19 protein-coding genes are annotated in these 21,687 nt (G+C 65.5%); 17 read left to right on the top strand and 2 right to left on the bottom strand.

Annotated elements, in window-relative coordinates:
* The first annotated feature begins 17 nt into the window (after positions 1-17).
* From H8B02_RS01325 to H8B02_RS01385, 13 genes are all read left to right on the top strand, one after another.
* A complete protein-coding gene (locus H8B02_RS01325; RefSeq protein WP_229164296.1) occupies positions 18-1,568 on the top strand; it encodes a WS/DGAT/MGAT family O-acyltransferase in 1,551 nt (516 codons plus the stop codon).
* A gap of 11 nt (positions 1,569-1,579) precedes the next feature.
* Complete coding sequence (locus H8B02_RS01330; RefSeq protein ID WP_229164298.1) at positions 1,580-2,575, top strand: alpha/beta fold hydrolase; 996 nt, start codon at positions 1,580-1,582, stop codon at positions 2,573-2,575.
* 161 nt (positions 2,576-2,736) lie between these two features.
* Positions 2,737-5,970, top strand: a complete 3,234-nt coding sequence (locus tag H8B02_RS01335; RefSeq protein ID WP_229164304.1) for a bifunctional cytochrome P450/NADPH--P450 reductase — start codon at positions 2,737-2,739, stop codon at positions 5,968-5,970.
* 267 nt (positions 5,971-6,237) lie between these two features.
* On the top strand, positions 6,238-6,912 hold the full coding sequence (locus tag H8B02_RS01340; RefSeq protein ID WP_229164307.1) for a polyamine aminopropyltransferase: 675 nt from the start codon (positions 6,238-6,240) through the stop codon (positions 6,910-6,912).
* A 147-nt stretch (positions 6,913-7,059) separates the two neighbouring features.
* The gene (locus H8B02_RS48345; protein ID WP_229164309.1) at positions 7,060-7,923 is read left to right on the top strand and encodes a helix-turn-helix domain-containing protein; all 864 of its coding nucleotides are present in this window, start codon (positions 7,060-7,062) and stop codon (positions 7,921-7,923) included.
* Between the two features lie 184 nt (positions 7,924-8,107).
* Positions 8,108-9,229: a maleylacetate reductase gene (locus H8B02_RS01350; RefSeq protein ID WP_229164533.1), complete on the top strand. Its 1,122-nt coding sequence runs from the start codon at positions 8,108-8,110 to the stop codon at positions 9,227-9,229.
* 25 nt (positions 9,230-9,254) lie between these two features.
* On the top strand, positions 9,255-10,157 hold the full coding sequence (locus tag H8B02_RS01355; protein ID WP_229164311.1) for an intradiol ring-cleavage dioxygenase: 903 nt from the start codon (positions 9,255-9,257) through the stop codon (positions 10,155-10,157).
* A gap of 35 nt (positions 10,158-10,192) precedes the next feature.
* Positions 10,193-11,983 (top strand): FAD-dependent oxidoreductase, encoded by a 1,791-nt coding sequence (locus H8B02_RS01360; RefSeq protein WP_229164313.1) that lies wholly within the window; start codon positions 10,193-10,195, stop codon positions 11,981-11,983.
* An 80-nt stretch (positions 11,984-12,063) separates the two neighbouring features.
* Positions 12,064-13,407, top strand: coding sequence for an ABC transporter substrate-binding protein (locus H8B02_RS01365; RefSeq protein WP_376711584.1), 1,344 nt, complete (start codon positions 12,064-12,066; stop codon positions 13,405-13,407).
* A gap of 56 nt (positions 13,408-13,463) precedes the next feature.
* Positions 13,464-14,231 carry an ABC transporter ATP-binding protein gene (locus tag H8B02_RS01370; RefSeq protein WP_229164315.1) on the top strand — a complete coding sequence of 256 codons (768 nt, stop codon included), beginning with the start codon at positions 13,464-13,466 and terminating at the stop codon, positions 14,229-14,231.
* Positions 14,228-14,932 (top strand): ABC transporter ATP-binding protein, encoded by a 705-nt coding sequence (locus H8B02_RS01375; protein WP_229164316.1) that lies wholly within the window; start codon positions 14,228-14,230, stop codon positions 14,930-14,932. Before H8B02_RS01370 ends, H8B02_RS01375 begins: the two co-directional genes overlap by 4 nt.
* Positions 14,933-14,939: 7 nt before the next feature.
* Positions 14,940-15,806 carry a branched-chain amino acid ABC transporter permease gene (locus tag H8B02_RS01380; RefSeq protein ID WP_229164318.1) on the top strand — a complete coding sequence of 289 codons (867 nt, stop codon included), beginning with the start codon at positions 14,940-14,942 and terminating at the stop codon, positions 15,804-15,806.
* Complete coding sequence (locus H8B02_RS01385; RefSeq protein WP_229164320.1) at positions 15,803-16,897, top strand: branched-chain amino acid ABC transporter permease; 1,095 nt, start codon at positions 15,803-15,805, stop codon at positions 16,895-16,897. The genes H8B02_RS01380 and H8B02_RS01385 overlap by 4 nt, the downstream gene beginning before the upstream one ends.
* A gap of 246 nt (positions 16,898-17,143) precedes the next feature.
* On the opposite strand, the gene H8B02_RS01390 is transcribed toward H8B02_RS01385, so the two are convergent.
* Positions 17,144-17,539 (bottom strand): nuclear transport factor 2 family protein, encoded by a 396-nt coding sequence (locus H8B02_RS01390; RefSeq protein ID WP_376711586.1) that lies wholly within the window; start codon positions 17,537-17,539, stop codon positions 17,144-17,146.
* Positions 17,540-17,729: 190 nt separating this feature from the next.
* Complete coding sequence (locus H8B02_RS01395) at positions 17,730-18,650, bottom strand: alpha/beta fold hydrolase (RefSeq protein WP_229164324.1); 921 nt, start codon at positions 18,648-18,650, stop codon at positions 17,730-17,732.
* A 181-nt stretch (positions 18,651-18,831) separates the two neighbouring features.
* Here H8B02_RS01395 and H8B02_RS01400 point away from each other — a divergent pair, with 181 nt between their 5' ends.
* The 4 genes from H8B02_RS01400 to H8B02_RS01415 all read left to right on the top strand — a co-directional run bounded on the left by H8B02_RS01400 (position 18,832) and on the right by H8B02_RS01415 (position 21,545).
* On the top strand, positions 18,832-19,215 hold the full coding sequence (locus H8B02_RS01400; RefSeq protein WP_229164326.1) for a hypothetical protein: 384 nt from the start codon (positions 18,832-18,834) through the stop codon (positions 19,213-19,215).
* Positions 19,212-20,294 (top strand): PHA/PHB synthase family protein, encoded by a 1,083-nt coding sequence (locus tag H8B02_RS01405; protein WP_229164328.1) that lies wholly within the window; start codon positions 19,212-19,214, stop codon positions 20,292-20,294. The genes H8B02_RS01400 and H8B02_RS01405 overlap by 4 nt, the downstream gene beginning before the upstream one ends.
* Complete coding sequence (locus H8B02_RS01410) at positions 20,291-20,887, top strand: GNAT family N-acetyltransferase (RefSeq protein WP_176532683.1); 597 nt, start codon at positions 20,291-20,293, stop codon at positions 20,885-20,887. The genes H8B02_RS01405 and H8B02_RS01410 overlap by 4 nt, the downstream gene beginning before the upstream one ends.
* A 181-nt stretch (positions 20,888-21,068) precedes the next feature.
* Complete coding sequence (locus tag H8B02_RS01415; RefSeq protein WP_229164330.1) at positions 21,069-21,545, top strand: phasin family protein; 477 nt, start codon at positions 21,069-21,071, stop codon at positions 21,543-21,545.
* Positions 21,546-21,687 lie beyond the last annotated feature (142 nt).

Raw genomic sequence — 21,687 nt, forward strand, 5'->3', positions numbered from 1 at the left:
GCTCTCGGGAGGAGATCATGAGCGACGCCAAAAAGCTGTCCTCGCTGGACGCATCGTTTCTGTATCTGGAAACTCCGGAAATGCCGATGCATGTCGGCAGCATGGCGATCTTCCGGCTGCCCGACGGCTACAAGGGTGACTTCTTCGAGGAGTTCAAGGCGATGATCGCCTCGCGGCTGCACGTTGCGCCGATCCTCAAGGCGCGGCTGCAGAAGGCGCCGCTCGACATCGATCACCCGTCCTGGGTCGAGGACGACCAGTTCGACATCGACCGCCACATCTTCCGCGCCAGCCTGCCCGCGCCGCGCGACCGCGCGACGCTGGAGCGCATCGTCGGCTGGATGCACGCCAAGCTGTTGAACCGCGCCCGCCCGCTCTGGGAGTTCTACGTCTTCGAGGGCATGAAAGACAACGAGATCGGGCTTTATTCCAAGATGCACCACGCCTGCATCGACGGCGGCGCCGGCGCGGCGCTGACCAGCATGATCTACGACCTGACGCCAGTGCCACGGCAGATCGAGCCACCGAGCGCGAAGAAGGTCGCGCCGGAGCCGCGCGACATCGCGGCCAATTTGATCGACGCCTATCAGCAGCTCTGGACCCAGCCGTTCGAGGCGGCCGCCACCGCGCAAAAGAGCCTGGAACTGCCGCGCTCCGGCAAGAGCGACCTCGGCTCGATCCTGTTCGACAATGCCATGTTCCAGATCGAGAGCGCGGTGAAGTTCGCGGGCTCCATGCCGACCGTGCTCAAGAGCCTGTCCGACGTCGTCGCCAAGATCGCCGATCCGAGGTCGCGCGAGAGTCTGCAAGCGATGTCCTCGCCGCCGACCATCCTCAACAAGGCGATCTCGTCGGAGCGCAGCTTTGCCGGCACCTCGATCTCGCTGTCGCGCGCCAAGGCGCTGGCGAAAGCATCGGGCGGCAAGCTCAATGACGTCGTGCTGGCGCTCGCCTCGGGCGTGGTGCGGCGCTATCTAATCAGCCAGGGCGCGCTGCCGAACAAGTCGCTGACGGCCGGCGTGCCGATCTCGCTGCGCGAGGAAGGCAACGCCGAATCCAACAACCAGGTGTTCGGTATGATCTGCTCGATCGCGACCGACGTCGAGGATCCGAAGAAGCGGCTCGAAACCATCATTGCGCAATCCACCAAGTCCAAGGAGATGTCGCATCCGCTGCGCGCCCTGGTGCCGCAGGTCTCCAACATCTCGCTGCTCGGCGCGCCGATCCTGGTGCAGATCATGGCGCTGCTCTACAGCCGATCCGACCTGTCCAATGTGCTGCCGCCGGCCACCAACATCACGGTGTCGAACGTGCCGGGGCCGCGGCAGACGCTGTACGCGGCTGGCGCGGAGCTGCTGCACATCTTCCCGGTCTCGATCTCGACCCACGGGATCGCGCTCAACATCACCGTGCAGAGCTACCGCGATCAGCTCGATTTCGGCTTCATCGTCGGTGCCAACATCATCCCCCATGTGCAGGTGATGTGCGACATGCTGCCGCTTGAATTCGATGCACTCGAGGCGGCATTCGCGCCTCCGCCTGCCGACATTAAGGGCGCGGCCGAATAGGATTTCCGTCCATGATTGACATGCCACCGCTGCAGTTCGCCGAGACCAACGGCATCCGCATGGGGTTTTACGAAGCCGGTCCCAAGACAGACGCGCCGCCGGTCGTGCTGTGCCACGGCTGGCCCGAGCTGGCGTTCTCCTGGCGCCACCAGATCAAGGCGTTGGGTGAAGCCGGCATCCGGGTGATCGCCCCGGATCAGCGCGGCTATGGCGCGACCGACCGGCCGGAGCCGGTTGAGGCCTACGACATGGAGCACCTGACCGGCGATCTCGTCGGCCTGCTCGACCATCTCAAGATCGACAAGGCGATCTTCGTCGGTCACGACTGGGGCGGTTTTGTCGTCTGGCAGATGCCGCTCAGGCATCCGTCGCGGGTTGCCGGCGTCGTCGGCGTCAACACGCCGCATCTGAACCGCGCGCCGATGGATCCGATCGCGCTGTTCCGCCAGCGTTTCGGCGACCAGATGTACATCGTCCAGTTCCAGGATCCGGCGCGCGAGCCCGACCGCATCTTCGGCAGCCGTGTGGAGCAGACCTTCGACGCCTTTATGCGCAAGCCGGCGGCGCGCCCGCCGGGCATACCGGAGGAACAGCCGATCGCCGGCGTCGGCGCCTCGGCGCGGCTCAACCTGGCGTTCCCGCAGATGATCGCGAACTACGACGCCAAACACGATCCGCGGACGCCGATTCTGTCGGCCGAGGAGAAGAAGGTGTTCGTCGACACCTTCACCAAGACCGGCTTCACCGGCGGCATCAACTGGTATCGCAACTTCACCCGCAACTGGGAACGTTCGGCGGGGCTCGACCACAATGTGCGGGTGCCGTCGCTGATGATCATGGCCGAGAATGATGCGGTGCTGCCGCCCTCGGCGGCCGACGGCATGGAGAGACTGGTGCCGGATCTCGAAAAATATCTGGTCCACGACAGCGGCCATTGGACGCAGCAGGAAAAGCCGGACGAGGTCAGCGCCAAGCTGATCGAGTGGCGTAAACGAAAATTCGGCTAGGCGTCATCCTGAGGTGCGCGCCGGCTTCGGCGCGCCTCGAAGGATGAGAGGGACTGGAGCAAGCGGCCATCCTTCGAGACGCGCGCGGTGCGCGCTCCTCGAGCAATAACGGCAAAGCCGTTATGCAAGATGACGGCGAGTAGTGAGGGGGCACTTCCGAGATGGCGTCCGGCAACAGACTGAGTCCGATTCCGCATCCGCCGACGAAGCCGGTGGTCGGCAACATGCTGTCGCTGGATTCGAACGCGCCGGTGCAGCATCTGGTGAAGCTCTCCAAGGAGCTCGGGCCCATCTTCTGGCTCGACATGATGGGTGCGCCGCTCGTGATCGTCTCCGGTCACGATCTGGTCGACGAGCTCTCCGACGAGAAGCGCTTCGACAAGGCGGTACGTGGCTCGCTGCGCCGGGTGCGTGCGGTCGGCGGCGACGGGCTGTTCACCGCCGACACCAAGGAGCCGAACTGGAGCAAGGCGCACAACATCCTGATGCAGCCGTTCGGCAACCGCGCCATGCAGTCGTATCACCCGAGCATGGTCGATATCGCCGAGCAGCTGGTCAAGAAGTGGGAGCGCCTCAACGCCGACGAGGAGATCGAGGTCGTCCACGACATGACGGCGTTGACCCTCGACACCATCGGGCTCTGCGGCTTCGACTATCGCTTCAATTCGTTCTACCGCCGCGACTACCACCCTTTCGTGGAATCGCTGGTGCGCTCGCTCGAGACCATCATGATGACCCGCGGCCTGCCGCTCGAGGGTCTGTGGATGCAGAAGCGGCGCAAGACGCTGACCGACGACGTCGGCTTCATGAACAAGATGGTCGACGAGATCATCGCCGAGCGGCGCGGCAATACCGACGTGACCAGCGACAAGAAAGACATGCTGGCCGCGATGATGACCGGCGTCGATCGCGCGACCGGCGAGCAGCTCGACGACGTCAACATCCGCTACCAGATCAACACCTTCCTGATCGCCGGCCACGAGACCACCAGCGGTCTGCTGTCGTGCACGATCTACGCGCTGTTGAAGCATCCCGAGGTGCTGAAGAAGGCCTATGAGGAGGTCGATCGCGTCCTTGGGCCCGACGTCGATGCGCGGCCGACCTATCAGCAGGTGACGCAGCTCACCTACATCACCCAATGCCTGAAGGAGGCGCTGCGGCTGTGGCCACCGGCGCCGGCCTACGGCATCGCGCCGCTCAACGATGAGACGATCGGCGGCAAATATAAGTTGAAGAAGAACACCTTCATCACGGTCCTGGTGATGGCGCTGCATCGTGATCCCTCCGTCTGGGGCCCGAACCCCGATGTATTCGATCCCGAGAATTTCAGCCGCGAGGCGGAGGCCAAGCGCCCGATCAACGCCTGGAAACCGTTCGGCAACGGCCAGCGCGCCTGCATCGGCCGCGGCTTTGCCATGCACGAGGCGGCGCTCGCGATCGGGATGATCCTGCAACGCTTCAGGCTGCTCGACGTGCATCGCTACCAGATGCACCTGAAGGAGACGCTGACGGTCAAGCCCGACGGCTTCAGGATCAAGGTGCGGCCGCGCGACGACAGGGATCGCGGCGCGTTCGCGGGCAGCACGGGCGCCGTTGCGGCCGCGCCGAAGGCACCGCGCGCACCGACCACGCGCCCCGGTCACAACACCCCGATGCTGGTGCTGTACGGCTCCAACCTCGGTTCGGCCGAGGAGCTGGCGACCCGCATGGCCGATCTGTCGGAGATCAACGGGTTCGCGGTGCGGCTCGGTCCGCTGGACGACTATGTCGGCAAGCTGCCGGACGAGGGCGGCGTCCTGATCATCTGCGCCTCCTACAATGGCGCGGCGCCCGACAATGCGACGCAATTCGTCAAATGGCTTGAAAGCGATCTGCCGAAGGACGCTTTCGCCAAGGTTCGCTACGCGGTGTTCGGCTGCGGCAACAGCGATTGGGCGGCGACCTACCAGTCGGTGCCGCGTTTCATCGACGAGCAGCTGACCAAGCATGGTGCGCGTGCGGTCTATCCGCGCGGCGAGGGCGATGCGCGCAGCGATCTCGACGGCCAGTTCCAGAAATGGTTCCCGGAGGCCGCGAAGGTCGCGACCAAGGAGTTCGGTATCGACTGGAATTTCACCCGCACCGCCGAGGACGAACCGCTCTACGCGATCGAGCCGGTGGCGCAGGGCGCGGTCAACACCATCTTGACGCAGGGCGGCGCGGTGCCGATGAAGGTGCTCGCCAACAACGAGCTGCAGAACAAGGAAGGCGCCCATCCGTCGGAGCGCTCGACCCGGCATATCGAGGTCGAGCTGCCGGCCAGTCTCAGATATCGCGTCGGCGATCACCTCAGCGTGGTGCCGCGCAACGATCCGACCCTGGTCGATTCCATTGCGCGCCGGTTCGGCTTCCTGCCGGCCGACCAGATCCGCCTGCAGGTCTCGGAAGGCCGCCGCGCGCAACTGCCGGTCGGCAACGCCGTGTCGGTCGGGCGGCTGCTCACCGAATTCGTCGAGCTGCAGCAGGTCGCGACCCGCAAGCAGATCCAGATCATGGCCGAGCACACGCGCTGCCCGGTGACCAAGCCGAAGCTGATGGCCTATGTCGGCGACGATGAAGCTTCCGCCGGGCGCTACCGCACCGAGGTGCTGGCCAGGCGCAAATCGGTGTTCGATCTGCTCGAGGAATATCCGGCCTGCGAGCTGCCGTTCCATCTCTACCTCGAAATGCTGTCGCTGCTGGCGCCGCGCTACTACTCGATCTCGTCATCTCCGGCCGGCGAGGCACAGCGCTGCAGCATCACCGTGGGCGTGGTGGAAGCGCCTGCGAGCTCGGGACGCGGGATCTACAAGGGCGTCTGCTCGAACTACCTGGCGCGCCGCCGTGCCGGCGACACCGTCCACGCCACGATCAAGGAGACCAAGGCCGGCTTCCGCCTGCCTGACGACAACGCCGTGCCGCTCATCATGATCGGGCCGGGCACCGGGCTCGCGCCGTTCCGCGGCTTCCTGCAGGAGCGCGCCGCGCGCAAGGCGCAGGGCGCGGCGCTGGGCCTCGCGATGCTGTTCTTCGGCTGCCGCCATCCGGAGCAGGACTTCATCTATGCGGATGAGCTGAAGGCGTTCGCAGCCGACGGCGTCGGTGAACTCTACACCGCCTTCTCGCGCGCCGATGGGCCCAAGACCTATGTGCAGCACCTCGTCGCCGCGCAGAAGGATCGGGTCTGGGAGCTGATCGAGAAGGGCGCCATCGTCTATGTCTGCGGCGACGGCGGCAAGATGGAGCCCGACGTCAAGGCAACCCTGATGTCGATCTATCGCGAGCGCAGCGGAGCCGACACCGACGCCGCCGCGCGCTGGATCGACGAAATGGGCACCAGGAACCGCTACGTGCTCGACGTCTGGGCCGGCGGTTAGGCTCGGCGCCGGGGACGACCGTGATGCGGTTGAGGGCAGGTTTCTTTCCCCATCGTCGTCCCGGCGAAGGCCAGGACCCGTAACCACGGGGTTGAGTCGTTGAAGAGGGCTGCGGCCCCAGCGGTGCGCAACAATCACCTTCGGTGGTTATGGGTCCCGGCTTTCGCAGGGACGACACTGAGTTTGTTGCGCCATTCGTGAGTCACTATTTCGCATTCTCTGGGCGCTAGCTTCGCCCGCCCTGACGCCCATGTTACAAGCCGCCGCATGATTCCCTGGGAAAAGATCGATACCGCGCGCATTCCCGGCACCGAAGGTGAATTGCGCCTGATGCGGCGCGGCCGCGAATTCTCGATCATGCTCGGCACCAACGAGCTGATGAACAGCCGCCTGTCGGGCTCGGAAGCCGCGCTGGCGACGCTCGCTGCGAAGAAGATCGAGAAGGTCGCACGGCCGCGTTTTCTGATCGGCGGCCTCGGCATGGGCTTTACGCTGCGGGCGGCGCTGACCGTGCTTGGACCCGAGGCGGAAATCGTGGTGGCCGAGCTGGTGCCGGCCGTGGTCGCCTGGGCGAGGGGCCCGATGGCCGAGATCTTCGGCGACAGCCTGACCGATCCACGCGTCAGCATCCAGGAGGTGGATGTCGCCGATGTGATCGAGCGCAGTCCGCGCAGCTACGATGCAATTCTCCTCGATGTTGATAACGGCCCGGAAGGCCTGACCCGCAAGGCCAATGACGCGCTGTATGACATCTCTGGACTGAAGATCGCCCACACGGCGCTGCGGCGCGGCGGCGTGCTCGCCGTCTGGTCGTCCGGTCCGAACGCGAAATTCCCGAAATCGCTGTCCCGCGCCGGGTTCGCCGTCAACGAGATTGCCGTCCGCGCCACCGGCCGTGGTCGCGGCGTGCGCCACGTGATCTGGATCGCGGTCAAGGAGTAGCGGGCGCCGCTATTGCGACGCAGCAAGACCTCCAGCAGCGCCGTTCGGTTCGATTGTGTTGAAAATCGAGGGCCGTTGGGTTTCACTCGATGGCACCGAAGCCTTGAGCCCTTGGTCTGTCGGATGCAGGCGACGTCGAATTTTGGGGTGCAGGAGACGCACGGGATCCTGAACCGCTTCCAGGCCGAATTCCGCGGCTCGAGCGAAGGGCTCGGCTGGTCGACGGCGTTTGCCTCGGTTCAGCGCGAGCGGCCGTTTGACGGGCACTTCCACGCGCTCTCCGACAATCTGATGGTGCTGCACCGGGGTGGCCCGGTCGACATCACCTATGTGATGGACGGCAAGTCGGTTGCCCGGCAGATCCCGCGCGGCGGGGTGTTCTTCCTGCCGGCCGGGCACGCCTGCAACGTGGTGCTGCGCGAGGCGCTGGAATCCACCCACATCTATCTGCGCTCCGATCTGTTCGCGGGCCGGGACGGGGCGGCGAACCTGATCGGCGGGCTCGCGCCGATGCTCGGCGATCAGGATGCCGTGCTGGAGCATCTCGCCGCGGCGATCGGCGATACCATCACCAGCGGCCTGCCGGCTTCGTCGCTGTTCGTCGATCCGATCGCGCAGGCGATCGCCAACCGCTTCGTCGCGATCAATTTCCACAAGCCGAGCGTGGAGGCCGGCAAGCATCCGAACCTGCTGAGCGTCAGGCAGATGGCGCGGATCCGCGAGTTCGTCGACACCAATCTCGATAGCGATATCCGGCTCGACCAGCTGGCGGAGCTGTGCGGCCGCAGCACCGAATATTTCGTGCGCCTGTTCAAGGCGACCAGCGGCGTCTCGCCCTACCAATACGTGCTCAATCTGCGCATCGAGCGCGCACGGGCGCTGCTTGCCGACGAGACGCAGAGCCTGGCGGACATCGCGCTGGCCTGCGGCTTCTCCCATCAGGAGCATTTTACGCGTATGTTCCGCCGCTTCACCGGCGTGACACCGGGGCGCTACCGGCGCAGCCATTAGCTCCCTATTATCGGCGGCCGGGACAGACATGGGCGCCAGCCCGAGCCCGCGGATGATTTTTCCGGTTTCGTGCAGATTTTCTCCGGTTTCGTGCAGGCCCGCCGAGGCCGCCCGCCGCTAGCTTTCTCCCAACAAGACGAGATTGCCGGTTCGCCGGCTTGGGAGAAATGCCATGAGTGTCGCGATGCCGGATGCCGGAGGCGGATCCATTGCGTCCGTTGCGGCCGCCGGTGATGCCGGCCAGGGCGCCTTTGCCTATTGCTCGCAGCAATATCGCGTGGTGTTCGGCACCGGCACCTCGGCGCGGCTTGGCGAGGAAAGCGAGCGCCTTGGCATCAAGCGGGCGCTGGTGCTGACCACGAGCGAGCAGCACGACCTCGGGCGCCGGCTCGGCGCAGGCCTCGGCGACAGGCTCGCGGGGCTGTTTGCCGGCGCGCGCATGCATACGCCGGTCGAGGTCACCAATGAAGCACTTCGCATCGTCGAGTCGCGCGACATCGATGGGCTGGTCGCGATCGGCGGCGGCTCGACGGTCGGGCTCGGCAAGGCGCTGTCGCTGCGCACCGGGCTGCCGCATATCGCGATGCCGACCACTTATGCCGGCTCGGAGATGACGCCGATCCTCGGCGAGACCAGCAACGGCATCAAGACCACGCAGCATTCCCAGGATCTGGTGCCGGACACCGTCATCTACGACGTCGATCTCACCGTCAGCCTGCCGCCGCACATCTCCGCCGCCAGCGGCCTGAATGCGATCGCGCATGCGGTCGAGGCACTCTATGCGCCCGACGCCAATCCGCTGACCTCGCTGATGGCGGAGGAGGGCATCGCCGCGCTCGCCCGCGCGCTGCCGCGCATCATGACGGCGCCGGCCGATCCTGGCGCCCGCCGTGACGCGCTCTATGGTGCCTGGCTGTGCGGCGTCTGCCTCGGCGCGGTCGGGATGTCGCTGCACCACAAGCTCTGCCACGTGCTGGGCGGCATGTTCAACCTGCCGCATGCGGAAACCCACGCGATCGTGCTGCCCCACGCCGCTGCCTACAACGCCGCGGCGGCGCCGGAGGCCATGACCCGCGTGGCGCGCGCACTGCACAGTGCCAACGCACCGCAGGGCCTGTTTGACCTTGCCCGGCAGCTCGCGCTGCCGCGCGCGCTTTCCGACATCGGAATGCCCGAGGACAGCATCGCACGCGCCGCGGAGATGGCGGTGCGCAATCCCTATGCCAACCCCAGACCGATAGATCGCGCCCCGATCGAGCAATTGATCGCGGCAGCGTGGCGCGGCGATGCGCCCGTGCAGCACTGACATCTCAAGATCAAAGGACAACACGATGGCCAATTTCAACGAGCATGACCTCACCGACGAGGTGATCAGCAGCTTCGCCAACACGCCGAACAAGCGGCTGAAGTTCCTCATCGAGGAGACGGTCAAGTCGCTGCACGATCTGGTGCGCCGCACCGAACTCACCTTCGAGGAATGGAATCAGGCGATCGAATTCCTGACCCGCACCGGCCAGACCTGCACGCCGCTGCGCCAGGAGTTCATCCTGCTGTCCGACGTGCTCGGCGTCTCGATGTTGGTCGACGCCGTCAATCACCGCGAGCGCGAGGGCGCGACCGAGACCACGGTGCTCGGCCCGTTCTATGTCGGCGAGCACCGCGTCACACCGCACGGCGCCAACATTTCCGAAGGCATCGACGGTGAGGTGATGTTCGTGCAGAGCCGCGTCACCGACCTCTCTGGCAAACCGCTCGCCGGTGCCGAGATCGACGTCTGGCACGCCGACGACGACGGCTTCTACGATTCGCAGAAGGCGGACTACGCGGCTCACGGCCCGTCGCTGCGCGCGCGCTTCGTCACCGATGCCGACGGCCGCTTCTCGTTCCGCACCATCCTGCCGTGCAGCTATCCGATCCCGACCGATGGCCCGGTCGGCGATCTCATCACGGCCACGCAGCGCCATCCGATGCGGCCGGCGCATGTGCATTTCCTGGTCAAGGCCGAGGGCTATGAGCCGCTGATCACCCACGTCTTCCTCGATGGCGACGAATATCTGCGCAGCGACGTGGTGTTCGGCGTCAAGGACGAGCTCATTGCGCGGGTCGAGCCGCGCAGCGAGCCGATGCTGCCCAACGGCGAGCGCGTCTCCGGCCCATGGCACCTGATGACTTACGACTTCCAGATGAAGCCCGGCGCGGGCCTGGTGCCGAAGCCGATGATGGCCGCGGAATGACGATCGCAACCAACAAGACGACCAAGGAGAGGACCATGACCAGCAAACCGATTGAGACCGACGTCCTTGTCGTCGGCAGTGGCCCGGCCGGCGCGACGGCGGCGGCGCTGCTCGGCACGTACGGCATCAAGCACATCCTGGTGACGAAATATGGCTGGCTGGCTGATACGCCGCGGGCCCACATCAGCAACCAGCGTGCGATGGAGGTGCTGCGCGATCTCGGCCTCGAGGAGAAGGCCGTGGCGCAGGCCGTGCCGCAGCACCTGATGGCCAACAACGTGTTCTGCGAGAGCCTCGCCGGCGAGGAGTTCGGCCGGCTCTATTCCTGGGGCAATCATCCCTCGCGCAAGGCGGACTACGATCTCGCCAGTCCCGCGCGCATCTGCGACCTGCCGCAGAATTTCCTCGAGCCGATCCTGATCGAGGCCGCCGGCCAGCGCGGCACCTCGCTGTGCTTCAACACCGAGTTCGTCGACCTGGTGCAGGATGCCGACGGCGTCACCGCGACGGTGAAGGATCGCCTGTCCGGCGAGACCTACCAGATCCGCGCCAAATACCTGATCGGCGCCGATGGCGGCCGCAGCCGGGTCGCCGAAGTGATCGGACTGCCGATGGAGGGCCAGATGGGCCGCGCCGGCAGCATGAACATCATCGTGCAGGCGGATCTGAGCAAGTACGTCGCGCATCGGCCGAGCGTGCTGTACTGGGTGCTGCAGCCCGGTGCCGAGATCGGCGGCATCGGTGCCGGCCTGATCCGCATGGTGCGGCCATGGAACGAGTGGCTGATCATCTGGGGCTACGACATCGAGCTGGGCGAGCGCAAGCTCTCTAATGACGAGGCGATCTCGATCGTGCGCAATCTCGTCGGCGACGAGACCCTCGAGGTCAAGGTGCGCTCCACCTCGACCTGGACCGTGAACGAGATGTATGCCGGCCATTATTCGTCCGGCCGCGTGTTCTGCGTCGGTGACGCCGTGCATCGCCATCCGCCGACCAACGGCCTCGGCTCCAACACCGCGATCCAGGATTCCTTCAATCTGTGCTGGAAGCTGAAGCTGGTGCTCGAGGGTCACGCGGCGCCGTCGCTGCTCGAGACCTATTCGGCCGAGCGCCAGCCGGTCGGCAAGCAGATCGTGACTCGCGCCAACAAGAGCATCGGCGACTTCCCGCCGATCTTCGAGGCGGTGGGCCTCGTCGCTTCGAGCGACCCGGCCGAGGCGCGCAAGGCGATCGCCGCGCGCAAGGCACCGACCGCCGAGGGCAAGGCGCGCCGCAAGAAGCTCTATGAAGCCATCGCCAACAAGAGCTACGAGTTCAACTGCCACGGCGTCGAGCTGAACCAGCGCTATGGGTCGACCGCCGTCGTGTCGGACGGCACGCCGATGCCGGCCTTTACCAGGGATCACGAGCTCTATTATCAGGCCACCACCTGGCCCGGCGCGCACCTGCCGCATGTCTGGGTCGAGCATCACGGCCAGCGCAAGTCGACGCTCGATCTCACCGGCAAGGGCCGCTTCACGCTGCTCACCGGGATCGGTGGCGACGGCTGGAAGACGGCCGCAGCCGCGGTCGAGAAGGCCTACGGCCTGCCGGTCGATGTGGTGACGATCGGCCCGCAAGGCTGCGATGCGCTCGACATCTATGCCGACTGGTATCGCCAGAGCGAGGTCGATGAGGACGGCTGCGTGCTGGTGCGGCCCGACATGTATGTCGCCTGGCGCGCCAAGGAGGCGGCGGCTGACGCCTCCGATGTGCTGCGCGACGTGTTCGGCCAGATCCTCGGCCGCGGCGCAAAGGCGCAGACGAAGTCCGTCGCCGCCGCGTGATGCGGCGCGACGCTGGTAATTTTCAGAACGGAATGAACGGCAGCCGGCTTGAAAACCGGCTTGCCTCAAGGGAGGGGAAAATGACCAAGGACCATTTGAACGCCAAGGACCACTTGAACGCAATGTCTTTCGATCGCCGCCGCGTGCTGCAAGGTATTGCCGGTGGTTTTGCCGCCGCCGGCAGCACGACGTTGTTCGCGCCTTCCGTGCGGGCGGCCAACAAGCCGATCAAGATCGGCTATGTCTCGCCCAAGAGTGGCCCGCTCGCTGCCTTCGCCGAAGCCGACGATTTTGTGCTCGGCGAATTCAGAAAATTCATCAAAGATGGCGTCAAGGTCGGATCGCAGACCTATCCGGTCGAGGTGGTGACCAAGGACAGCCAGTCGAATCCAAACCGTGCCGCCGAAGTCGCCAAGGAACTGATCACCCGCGACAATGTCAGCCTGATCGTGGTCGGCGCCACGCCCGAGACCAACAATCCGGTGGCGACGCAGTGCGAGCTGGAGCAGGTGCCGTGCATCTCCTCGGTCGCGCCGTGGCAGACCAACTTCATCGGCCGCCAGGCCAACCCCGGCGATCCCAAGAGCTGGAAGCCGTTCGACTACACTTTCCACTACTTCTGGGGGCTCGAGGATGTGATCGGCGTCTTCACCAGCATGTGGAGCCAGGTCGCGTCCAACAAGTCGGTCGGCGCGCTGTTTCCGAACGATGCCGACGGCAACGCCTGGGGCGACACCACGATCGGCTTTCCGCCTGTCATGGCCAAGCAGGGCTTCAAGCTGACCGATCCCGGCCGCTTCCAGAATCTCACCGATGATTTCAGCTCGCAGATCGCCGCCTTCCGTGGCGCCGATGCCGAGATCATCACCGGCGTGATCATCCCGCCCGACTTCACCACGTTCTGGAACCAGGCGCGGCAGAAGGGGCTGAAGCCGAAGGTCGTATCGGTTGCGAAGGCGCTCCTGTTCCCCGCGTCCGTGCAGGCGCTCGGCAAGGGTGGCAACAATATCTCCACCGAGGTGTGGTGGACGCCGACGCATCCCTACAAGTCAAGCCTCAGCGGCGTCAGCGCGGCCGATCTCGCCAAGGGATACGAGCAGGCCTCCGGCAAGCAATGGACCCAGCCGATCGGCTTCGTGCATTCGCTGTTCGAGGTCGCGATCGACGCGATCAGGCGCTCCGGCGATCCGGCCGATGGCGCGGCGCTGGCGAAGGCGATCGGCGCGACCAAACTCGATACGATCGTGGGCCAGGTCGCGTTCGGCTCCAGCGCGGTGCCGCCGTTCGCGGCGAAGAACATCGCCAAGACGCCGCTGGTCGGCGGCCAGTGGCGGCTCAACGGTGACAAGTACGACATGGTGATCACGGACAACAAGCTGGCGCCGCAGATCCCGCTCGGCGGCGACATGCAGGCGTTGAGCTAGCGCAACTCGGCGTTTCATCGCAGGCAAGAATCGAAGGCAAGAATCGCAGGCAGGAGATGCGTGGCATTGCCGCGCATCTTCTCTCCGCCGCAATCATTCAGTGGGCGACCATGCTCGAACTCCATGCCATCTCGAAAAGGTTCGGCGCCATCGTTGTTGCCGACGCAATCGACCTGACGCTCTCCTCCGGCGAGGCGCTGGGCGTGATCGGGCCGAACGGTGCCGGCAAATCGACGCTGTTCAACCTGATCACCGGGCTGCTGCGGCCGGATGCCGGCCGCATCGTCCTCGACGGCGTCGACATCACGGCTCTCTCTCCCGAAGCGCGCTGTCGGGCGGGCATCGGGCGCTCGTTCCAGATCCCGCAGCCGTTCGATCACCTCTCGGTGTTCGAGAATCTTGCTGTCGCGGCCTCGTTCGGTGGCGGCCTCTCGGAGGCCGATGCGGTCCAGCATTGCGGCCGCATGCTTGATCTGACCGGCCTCGAGGCCAAGGCCAACCGGCTCGCCGGCAGCCTGCCGCTGCTCGATCGCAAGCGGCTCGAACTGGCGCGGGCGCTCGCCACCAAGCCACGCACGCTGCTGCTCGACGAGATCGCAGGCGGCCTCACCGATGCCGAATGTCATGAACTGGTCGAGACCATCCGCACCATCCATGCCGAAGGCGTCGGCATCATCTGGATCGAGCATGTGGTGCACGCGCTGCTCGCGGTGGTGCAGCGGCTGGTGGTGCTGAACTTCGGCAAGGTGGTCGCGCAGGGCGTGCCGGCCGAGGTGATGCGCTCGCGCGAGGTCGAGACCATCTACATGGGAGTGCCGGCATGACCGCGCTGCTCAATGTCACGGCGCTCGATGCGTTCTATGGCGACTTCCAGGCGCTGTTCGGCATCGATTTCGAATTGGCGGAGGGCGAGGCGGTCGCAGTGATCGGCGCCAACGGCGCCGGCAAGTCGACCATGCTGCAGTCGCTGGCCGGGCTCGTGAAGAGCCGCCCCGATGCGATCCGCCTCGGCGGACGGGCGATCGGCGATGCATCCGCCGCCAGCATCGTGCGGCTCGGGCTTGCGCTGGTCCCCGAGGGCCGCCAGCTGTTTCCCTCGCTGAGCGTCGAGGAGAACCTCTTGATCGGCGCCTATGGCGGCGAACGCAGCGCGCCCTGGGATCTCGCGGCCGTCTACCGGATGTTCCCGGTGCTGAAGGAGCGGCGGCGCGGCGCCGTCACGGCGCTGTCGGGCGGTCAGCAGCAGATGGTGGCGATCGGCCGCGCGCTGATGTCGAACCCGCAGGTCCTGCTGTGCGACGAGATCAGCCTCGGCCTCGCGCCGATCGTGGTGGAGGACATCTACCGCATGCTGCCGCAGATTCGCTCGGGCGGCACCGCGGTCGTGCTGGTCGAGCAGGATATCGCCCGCGCACTGCGGGCCGCCGATCGGTTCTATTGCCTGCGGGAGGGACGGGTGACGCTGAGCGGACGGCCCAAGGATGTGGATCAGGACACGATCCGCGCAGCCTATTTCGGAGCATGAGGGAGCCATGAGCGGGTTCGATACCATCATCGAGGGCGTGCTGCTCGGCGGCGTCTATGCGCTGTTCGCGCTCGGCCTGTCGCTGATCTTCGGCATCATGCGCCTCGTCAATCTGGCGCATGGCGACCTGATCCTGCTCGCGGCCTATCTGGTGCTTAGCGCGACCACGGCGCTCGGCCTGCCGCTTGCGGCCGCAGCCCTCTTGGTCGTCGTGACGATGTTCGTGCTCGGCTTCGTGCTGCAGCGGCTGGTGCTGGAGCCCGTGCTCGGCGACGACATCCTGCCGCCGCTGCTCGTCACCTTCGGCCTGTCGATCGTGATCCAGAACGGACTGCTGCTCGGCTACGGCGCCGACAGCCGGCGGCTGCAGGCAGGCGCCTTCGAATCCTCGTCGGTGACGCTGGCGCCCGGCCTGAGCGTCGGGCTGGCGCCGCTGACGGCGCTGGTGACGGCAATCGCCGCCGTCGCGCTGCTGCAGGTCATTTTCTATCGCACCTCGCTCGGCCGCGCCTTCCGTGCCACCGCCGACAATCCCGCGATCGCGCAATTGATGGGCGTCAACGAGCGCAATGTCTACGCGATCGCGGTCGGGCTCTCGCTCGCGGTGTCGGTGATCGCCGCTGTCGTGTTCGGCATCCGCGCCAGCTTCGATCCGTCGATCGGCCCGGCGCGGCTGCTCTATGCGTTCGAGGCCGTGATCATCGGCGGTCTCGGCAGCCTGTGGGGAACACTCGCGGGCGGCATCGTGCTCGGGCTGGCGCAGGCGATCGGGGGGCGGATCAATCCGGAGTGGCAGATCCTGGCCGGCCATCTGGCCTTCCTTGCCGTGCTCATGGTGCGGCCGCGCGGTCTCTTCCCGGCGAGGCGGACATGAGCGTCGAAAGCATCCATGTCCCGGCAAGCCGGGAGCAACGTCCGGCGGATCTGCCGGTCTGGCAAGTTCGGATCGGCACGCGGTTGTCACGCGCTGCCGCCGTGGCCGGCATCGTATTGGTCGCGGTGCTTGCCGCGCTACCGGCGATTGCTTCGCGCAATTTGATCCAGGATCTGATCTTCGTCTTCACCATGCTGACGCTGGCGCAGCTCTGGAACGTGCTGGCTGGGTGGGGCGGGCTGGTGTCGGTCGGGCAGCAGGCGTTTGTCGGGCTCGGCGCCTATGCGCTGTTTGCCGCCATCGTGATGGCCGGGCTCGATCCCGTTGCGGCGATTCCGCTGGCCGGGTTGTTCGCGGCGCTGATCGCGGCGGTGCTCGGCCCGCTGCTGTTCCGGCTGGAGGGACCGTATTTCGCGATAGGCAGCTGGGTGGCCGCCGAGGCCCTGCGGCTGATCTGCGCCCAGTTCAAGTCGCTCGGCGGCGGCACCGGGATGTCGATCTCGCCGAGCGAACTGTCGCAGATGTTCGGGCTGAAGGCGGTGCAGGCGCTGCTCGGCCTGCGTCCGGCGGCCGCGCGCGACGTGCTGGTCTACTGGCTGGCGCTGCTGCTCGCCGTGCTGGTCACGCTCGGCATCTACGCCTTCATCCGCTCGCGCCATGGCCTCGCGCTGGCGGCAAGCCGCGACAACGCGGCGGCGGCGCGCAGCGTCGGCGTCCGCACCGCGCGGATTCGCCATCTGCTGTGGATCGCGGTCGCCTTCGCCACCGGCATGGTCGGCGCGGTGGTCTATCTGCAGAAGGCGCGCATCTCGCCCGACGCCGCCTTCAGCGTCACCGACTGGACCGCCTATGTGATCTTCATCGTCGTGATCGGCGGGGTGCGCACCATCGAAGGCCCGATGGTCGGCGTGCTCCTGCTGTGGGGGCTCGTCACCTATCTCGCCCAGTATGGCAGCCTGTATCTGGTCGTGCTCGGCACGCTCGCCATCCTGATCATGCTGTTCATGCCGCAAGGCGTGTGGGGCGCGGCGGCGCGGCGCTGGCAGGTACAACTGTTCCCGACACAGCGCTGGCTCGGTCGCAGTCGGTAGCTCCGGCTGCGCGATCCCACGCCCTCACACCGTCATCCCCGCGCAAAGGCTTTGCCTTTGTCGCTGGAGGCGCGAGCTCTGCGAGCCTCGAAGGATGAATCGGCCCGACTTTTGGCCGTTCATCCTTCGAGGCTCGCCGAAGAGGCTCGCACCTCAGGATGACGGGACTAACGGCGACGCGTCGTTTTGGATTTCGCCAGGGCGACGTCGGACTTTTGTCTCGCTATCGCCTGTGCTCTTGAAGCCTTAGAACATCGTGTTGCTGTTAGCCGGAGTTTCCGGAACCGGCTGCACCACGTCCCAGTGCTCGACGATCTTGCCGTCCTCGAGCTTGAAGATGTCGACGATCGCGTTGCCCCGGGTGCCGGGCTCGCGCACCGCGTGGACGTGCAGGATCACGTAGTCGCCGTCGACGAACGAACGCTTGATCTCGCTGTGCGAGTTCGGAAATTTTTCGCGCAGGAAGCCGATGAACTTGCGGAAGCCGTCGGGACCGTCGGCCGCGCCGGGATTGTGCTGCACATAGCGGTTGCCGACATAGGCGAGTGCCGCGTCGGCGTCCTTCTGGTTCAGCCCCTTCTCGTAGAAGGCCAGCACCGCCTTGCGGTTGGCTTCCTGCTGCGCGTCGCTGGTCGCGGCCATCGCGGCAGAAGACGCGAGCGCGAGGAGGAGAGCGGCGACGGCTGTCCGCGGCCGGAGAAGGGTCTTCATCTGGTGACTCCCGGTGGCTGATGGCGCGCGACCCGCGCAGTGCATCGCGCTGTCTACAGCCTCCGCGCGCCAGCCGGAAGAACGCACCCCTGGCTCACATGGTCACCGGAAGATACCTGCCTCACGCCGCCTTCACCGCCGCCCCATGCGCGTGCTTGTCGATGGCGTCGATGATCTGCGGCCACATCGGGATCGGCAGCGCGTGGCCCATGCCCTCGATCATCAGGAGCTTTGCGCCGGGGATCGAGACCGCGGTGTCCTTGCCGCCTTCGGGATGCACCAGCGGATCGACGGTGCCGTGGATCACCAGCGTCGGTGCCTTGACGCTGCGCAGCCGCTCCTTGCGGCTGCCCGAGGCGAGGATCGCGCGGAGCTGGCGGCCGACGCCCTCCGGATTGAGGCCGCGCTCAAAGGTGCGCCGCGCACGTTCGGGGTCCAGCGCCTCATCCTCAGGGAACGAGCCGTTGCGCAGCACCTTCCAGGTCTGGCCGAAACGCACGAAGTACTCCTCCTTGCTCTTCGGCGGCGGCGCCATCAGCACTGCGGTCGCCTCGCGGGTCGGCCCCGGTATCTTCGGATTGCCCGTGGTCGACATGATCGAGGTCAGGGAGCGCACGCGCTCGGGGAAGGTGATCGCAACCTCCTGCGCGATCATGCCGCCCATCGAGGCGCCGACCAGATGCGCGGTGCGGATGCCGAGCGCATCCATCAATCCGATCGTGTCCCGCGCCATGTCGGCCAGCCGGTAGGGCGCTGCGACCGGAATCTTCAGAAAGCGCAGCTTGAGCAGCTCAAGGGCGGTCAGCCGCTTGCCGCCGCTCATGCGGGAGGACTTGCCGATATCCCTGTTGTCGAACCGGATCACGCGAAAACCGCGCGCGGCAAGCTGGCGACAGAATTCGTCGTCCCAATGGATCATCTGGGCGCCGAGGCCCATGATCAAAAGCAGCGGCTCCGCATTCGCATCGCCAAAAATCTCGTAGCAGATGTCTATGCCGTTGGCGCGGGTTAGTTGCGGCAACTGATGGGCGAGCGTGGTCACGGGCGTCCTCTCCTGGATTCGCGGTCAGGAACCTGCATGCTGCCACGGATTGACGCAGCGCAGAAGAGCGCCAACGTCGCCGGGCGCGCCGCACTGTTGACCGATCAGCGGCAACAGTGTCGTATGGCACAAACAAACGGAAGCGCGACAAGCGCTCGGAATTGACGTGGAGGAGGGCCTCATGGCCGACAAGGGCAACGACCCTGCCGTGATCTGGCAGACGATGATTGGCGAGATGGAGAAGGGGTTCAACTCCTTCGGCAACCAGTTGATGAGCTCGCCTGAATTCTCCAAGGTGATGAATCAGGCCGGCAGCGCCACGGCGGGCGCGCAGAAGCAGCTCGGCGAGCTGATGGAGAAATATCTGCTGGCGATGAACCTGCCGAGCCGCGCCCAGCTCGTCGGCATGGCCGAGCGCCTGCAATCGATGGAGACCCAGCTCAACGAGATTAAGACGCTGCTGCAGCAGGTGCACCACAATTCGCTGGCGCCGGACGACGGCTATGGCGCAACGCCACGGCCGCCGCGCACCAGGCGCCCGCCATCCGAGGGAGACAGCAAATGAATGCTCCCACCGGGTTTGATTTCGCCTCGATCTCCGAGCGAGTCCAGTCCGAGGTGCAGCGTGCGATTCAGCGCAGCATCAAGGGCGTCGAGTATTTCTCCAGCTCCGGCCCCGAGCTCGGCTCGACGCCGAAGGACGTGCTGTATTCGCGCGGCACCATGAACCTCTATCACTACCGGGCGCAGGCCGACGAAGTCTATCGCGTGCCGGTGCTGATCGTGATGGCGACCACCAACCGCGGCTACATCCTCGACCTGGTGCCGGGGCAGAGCTTCATCGAGTTCCTGCTGAAGCGCGGCTTCGACGTCTACATGCTGGACTGGACCGCGCCGAAGCCCGAGGAGAAATCGCTGCGCATGGAGGACTACGTCCTCGACTTCATTCCGGAATCGGTTCGCCGCGTGCAGCAGGATTCCGGCGAAAAGGAAGTCTCCGTGATCGGCTATTGCTTCGGCGGCGTATTGTCGCTGCTCTATGGCTCGATCTTCAACGACGGGCCGATGAAGAACCTGATCTGCTTCACCACGCCGATCGATTTCCGCGAGATGAAGCTGTTCTCGAATTTCGCCGACCGCCGCTACTTCGACGTCGACCGCCTGATCGACAGCACCGGCAACATGCCGCCCGAACTGATCCTGCAATCGTTCGACATGTTGCGGCCGGCCGCGCGCGTGGTCGGCCAGATCCAGCTCTGGGACAACATCTGGAACGACGACTTCGTCAAGTCGTACCGGATGTTCGATCGTTGGGCGACCGACACGCTACCGCTGGCGGGCGAATATTTCCGCGCCATCACCAAGGACCTGATGTGGGACAACAAGCTCTACAACGACACCATGACGGTCGGCGGCCGCGCGGCCAGGCTCGCCGACATCAAGGTGCCGATTCTGCACGCGGTCGCCGAGCACGACCACATCGTGCCGTATGATGCGGCAAAGCACCTGATCACCAAGATCGGCTCCGAGGACAAGGAGGAGGTGATGCTGAAAGGCGGTCACGTCTCGCTGGTCGCCGGCGCCAATGCAATCAAGCGGCTGTGGCCGAAACTGGACTCCTGGTTGAGCAAGAGATCGACATGACCGAACAACGTTCCTATCCGCGCCACGTCAAGACCGAGGCGGGCGACATCGAGTTTCGCCTGATGAAGCGGGCCGACGAGGCCGCGGTGCTGGCCTTCGCGCAGAAGCTGCCGACGCATGATCTGCTGTTCCTGCCGCGCAACATCAGCCAGCCGAAGGTGCTGTCGGCCTGGATCAACGAGATCGAGCGCGGCGACATCACGAGTCTGCTTGCGATCAAGGACGGCAAGGTGGTCGGCTGCGGCACCCTGGTGCGCGATCCGCATTCCTGGTCGCCGCATGTCGGTGAGATCCGGATGGTGGTGTCGCTCGACGTGCGCGGGCAGGGCGTCGGCCGGGCGCTGTCGCAGGAGACCTTCGCCATCGCGCTCGGCGCCGGGCTGGAGAAGTTCTCGGTGCAGATGACAGTCGACCAGCGGGCGGCGATCGCGCTGTTCGAAAGCCTCGGCTTCAAGGCGGAGGCCCTGCTGCGCGACCATGTCCGCGACGTCGAGGGCAAGACTCACGACATCGTCGTGCTCGGGCACAACGTGGCGCAGGTCCGGGCGCAGATGGAGGCATACGGGGTGTCTGAGGCAGTTGGCGGTAATTAGAGACCGTTAGACGTCGGTTCCTTAGGCAATCTGCCGGATATTCTTGCTGTTCACAGGTTCGTGATATCGCGCTGCAGCATTGATGTTGCGGCGCAACATGAATTGTGACACAACAGCCTTGCCCCGGGCCAATCCGGACGGGGTGAGCCCATAGCTCAAACCCGAGGATGGAGAGACCCCAATGACCACCGAAACCAATTCCGTGCTGAACAGCGTCAAGGAAGCCTTCGCGCCCGTCACCGAGGCGTTCACCAAGCTCCAGAACATGGAAGTTCCGGAAGCCGCCCGTGAGTTCGTGAAGAAGCAGGCCGAGGCCGCCAAGACCCGCGCCGCCGATGCGTATGCCGGCTCCGAGAAGGTGACCAGCGTGATCGAGACCGCCGTTGCCGGTTCGGTGACCGAGGCCGCCAAGATCAGCCGCAACATCCAGCAGGCGTTCTACCAGGACGCCGAGGCGTTCTTCGCCGGCATCGACAAGCTCGCTTCCGCCAAGTCGCTGAGCGAAGCCGCCCAGATCCAGTCGGACATGGTCCGTGCGCGTGGCGAACTGTTCGTCTCGCGGGCGAAGGCCACCACCGAGTATCTCGGCAAGCTCGTCACTGACGGTGCGAAGACCGCGCAGGACAACTTCGCCAAGGTCTACAGCAAGACCGCCTGATCGCGCTTGCGCTGACCACTGCCCTTTTCGAAGGCCCGCCATTTTGCGGGCCTTCTTTTTTGGGGCGCACTCCCATACATCACCTCATGGTGAGGAGGCGCTCTTGCGCCGTCTCGAACCATGAGGCCACCATGCGGGCCTC

It is taken from the genome of Bradyrhizobium altum (assembly GCF_020889705.1).
Lineage (GTDB): Bacteria > Pseudomonadota > Alphaproteobacteria > Rhizobiales > Xanthobacteraceae > Bradyrhizobium > Bradyrhizobium altum.

Excerpts from the sequence above, each read along its gene's own strand:
- H8B02_RS01370 (WP_229164315.1), top strand. The coding sequence starts at position 13,464 with ATGCGTGGCATTGCCGCGCATCTTCTCTCCGCCGCAATCATTCAGTGG.
- H8B02_RS01375 (WP_229164316.1), top strand. The coding sequence starts at position 14,228 with ATGACCGCGCTGCTCAATGTCACGGCGCTCGATGCGTTCTATGGCGAC.
- H8B02_RS01385 (WP_229164320.1), top strand. The coding sequence starts at position 15,803 with ATGAGCGTCGAAAGCATCCATGTCCCGGCAAGCCGGGAGCAACGTCCG.
- H8B02_RS01380 (WP_229164318.1), top strand. The coding sequence starts at position 14,940 with ATGAGCGGGTTCGATACCATCATCGAGGGCGTGCTGCTCGGCGGCGTC.
- H8B02_RS01365 (WP_376711584.1), top strand. The coding sequence starts at position 12,064 with ATGACCAAGGACCATTTGAACGCCAAGGACCACTTGAACGCAATGTCT.
- H8B02_RS01355 (WP_229164311.1), top strand. The coding sequence starts at position 9,255 with ATGGCCAATTTCAACGAGCATGACCTCACCGACGAGGTGATCAGCAGC.
- H8B02_RS01360 (WP_229164313.1), top strand. The coding sequence starts at position 10,193 with ATGACCAGCAAACCGATTGAGACCGACGTCCTTGTCGTCGGCAGTGGC.
- H8B02_RS01340 (WP_229164307.1), top strand. The coding sequence starts at position 6,238 with ATGATTCCCTGGGAAAAGATCGATACCGCGCGCATTCCCGGCACCGAA.
- H8B02_RS01415 (WP_229164330.1), top strand. The coding sequence starts at position 21,069 with ATGACCACCGAAACCAATTCCGTGCTGAACAGCGTCAAGGAAGCCTTC.
- H8B02_RS01350 (WP_229164533.1), top strand. The coding sequence starts at position 8,108 with ATGCCGGATGCCGGAGGCGGATCCATTGCGTCCGTTGCGGCCGCCGGT.
- H8B02_RS01405 (WP_229164328.1), top strand. The coding sequence starts at position 19,212 with ATGAATGCTCCCACCGGGTTTGATTTCGCCTCGATCTCCGAGCGAGTC.
- H8B02_RS01330 (WP_229164298.1), top strand. The coding sequence starts at position 1,580 with ATGATTGACATGCCACCGCTGCAGTTCGCCGAGACCAACGGCATCCGC.
- H8B02_RS01400 (WP_229164326.1), top strand. The coding sequence starts at position 18,832 with ATGGCCGACAAGGGCAACGACCCTGCCGTGATCTGGCAGACGATGATT.
- H8B02_RS01410 (WP_176532683.1), top strand. The coding sequence starts at position 20,291 with ATGACCGAACAACGTTCCTATCCGCGCCACGTCAAGACCGAGGCGGGC.
- H8B02_RS01335 (WP_229164304.1), top strand. The coding sequence starts at position 2,737 with ATGGCGTCCGGCAACAGACTGAGTCCGATTCCGCATCCGCCGACGAAG.
- H8B02_RS01390 (WP_376711586.1), bottom strand. The coding sequence starts at position 17,539 with ATGGCCGCGACCAGCGACGCGCAGCAGGAAGCCAACCGCAAGGCGGTG.
- H8B02_RS01325 (WP_229164296.1), top strand. The coding sequence starts at position 18 with ATGAGCGACGCCAAAAAGCTGTCCTCGCTGGACGCATCGTTTCTGTAT.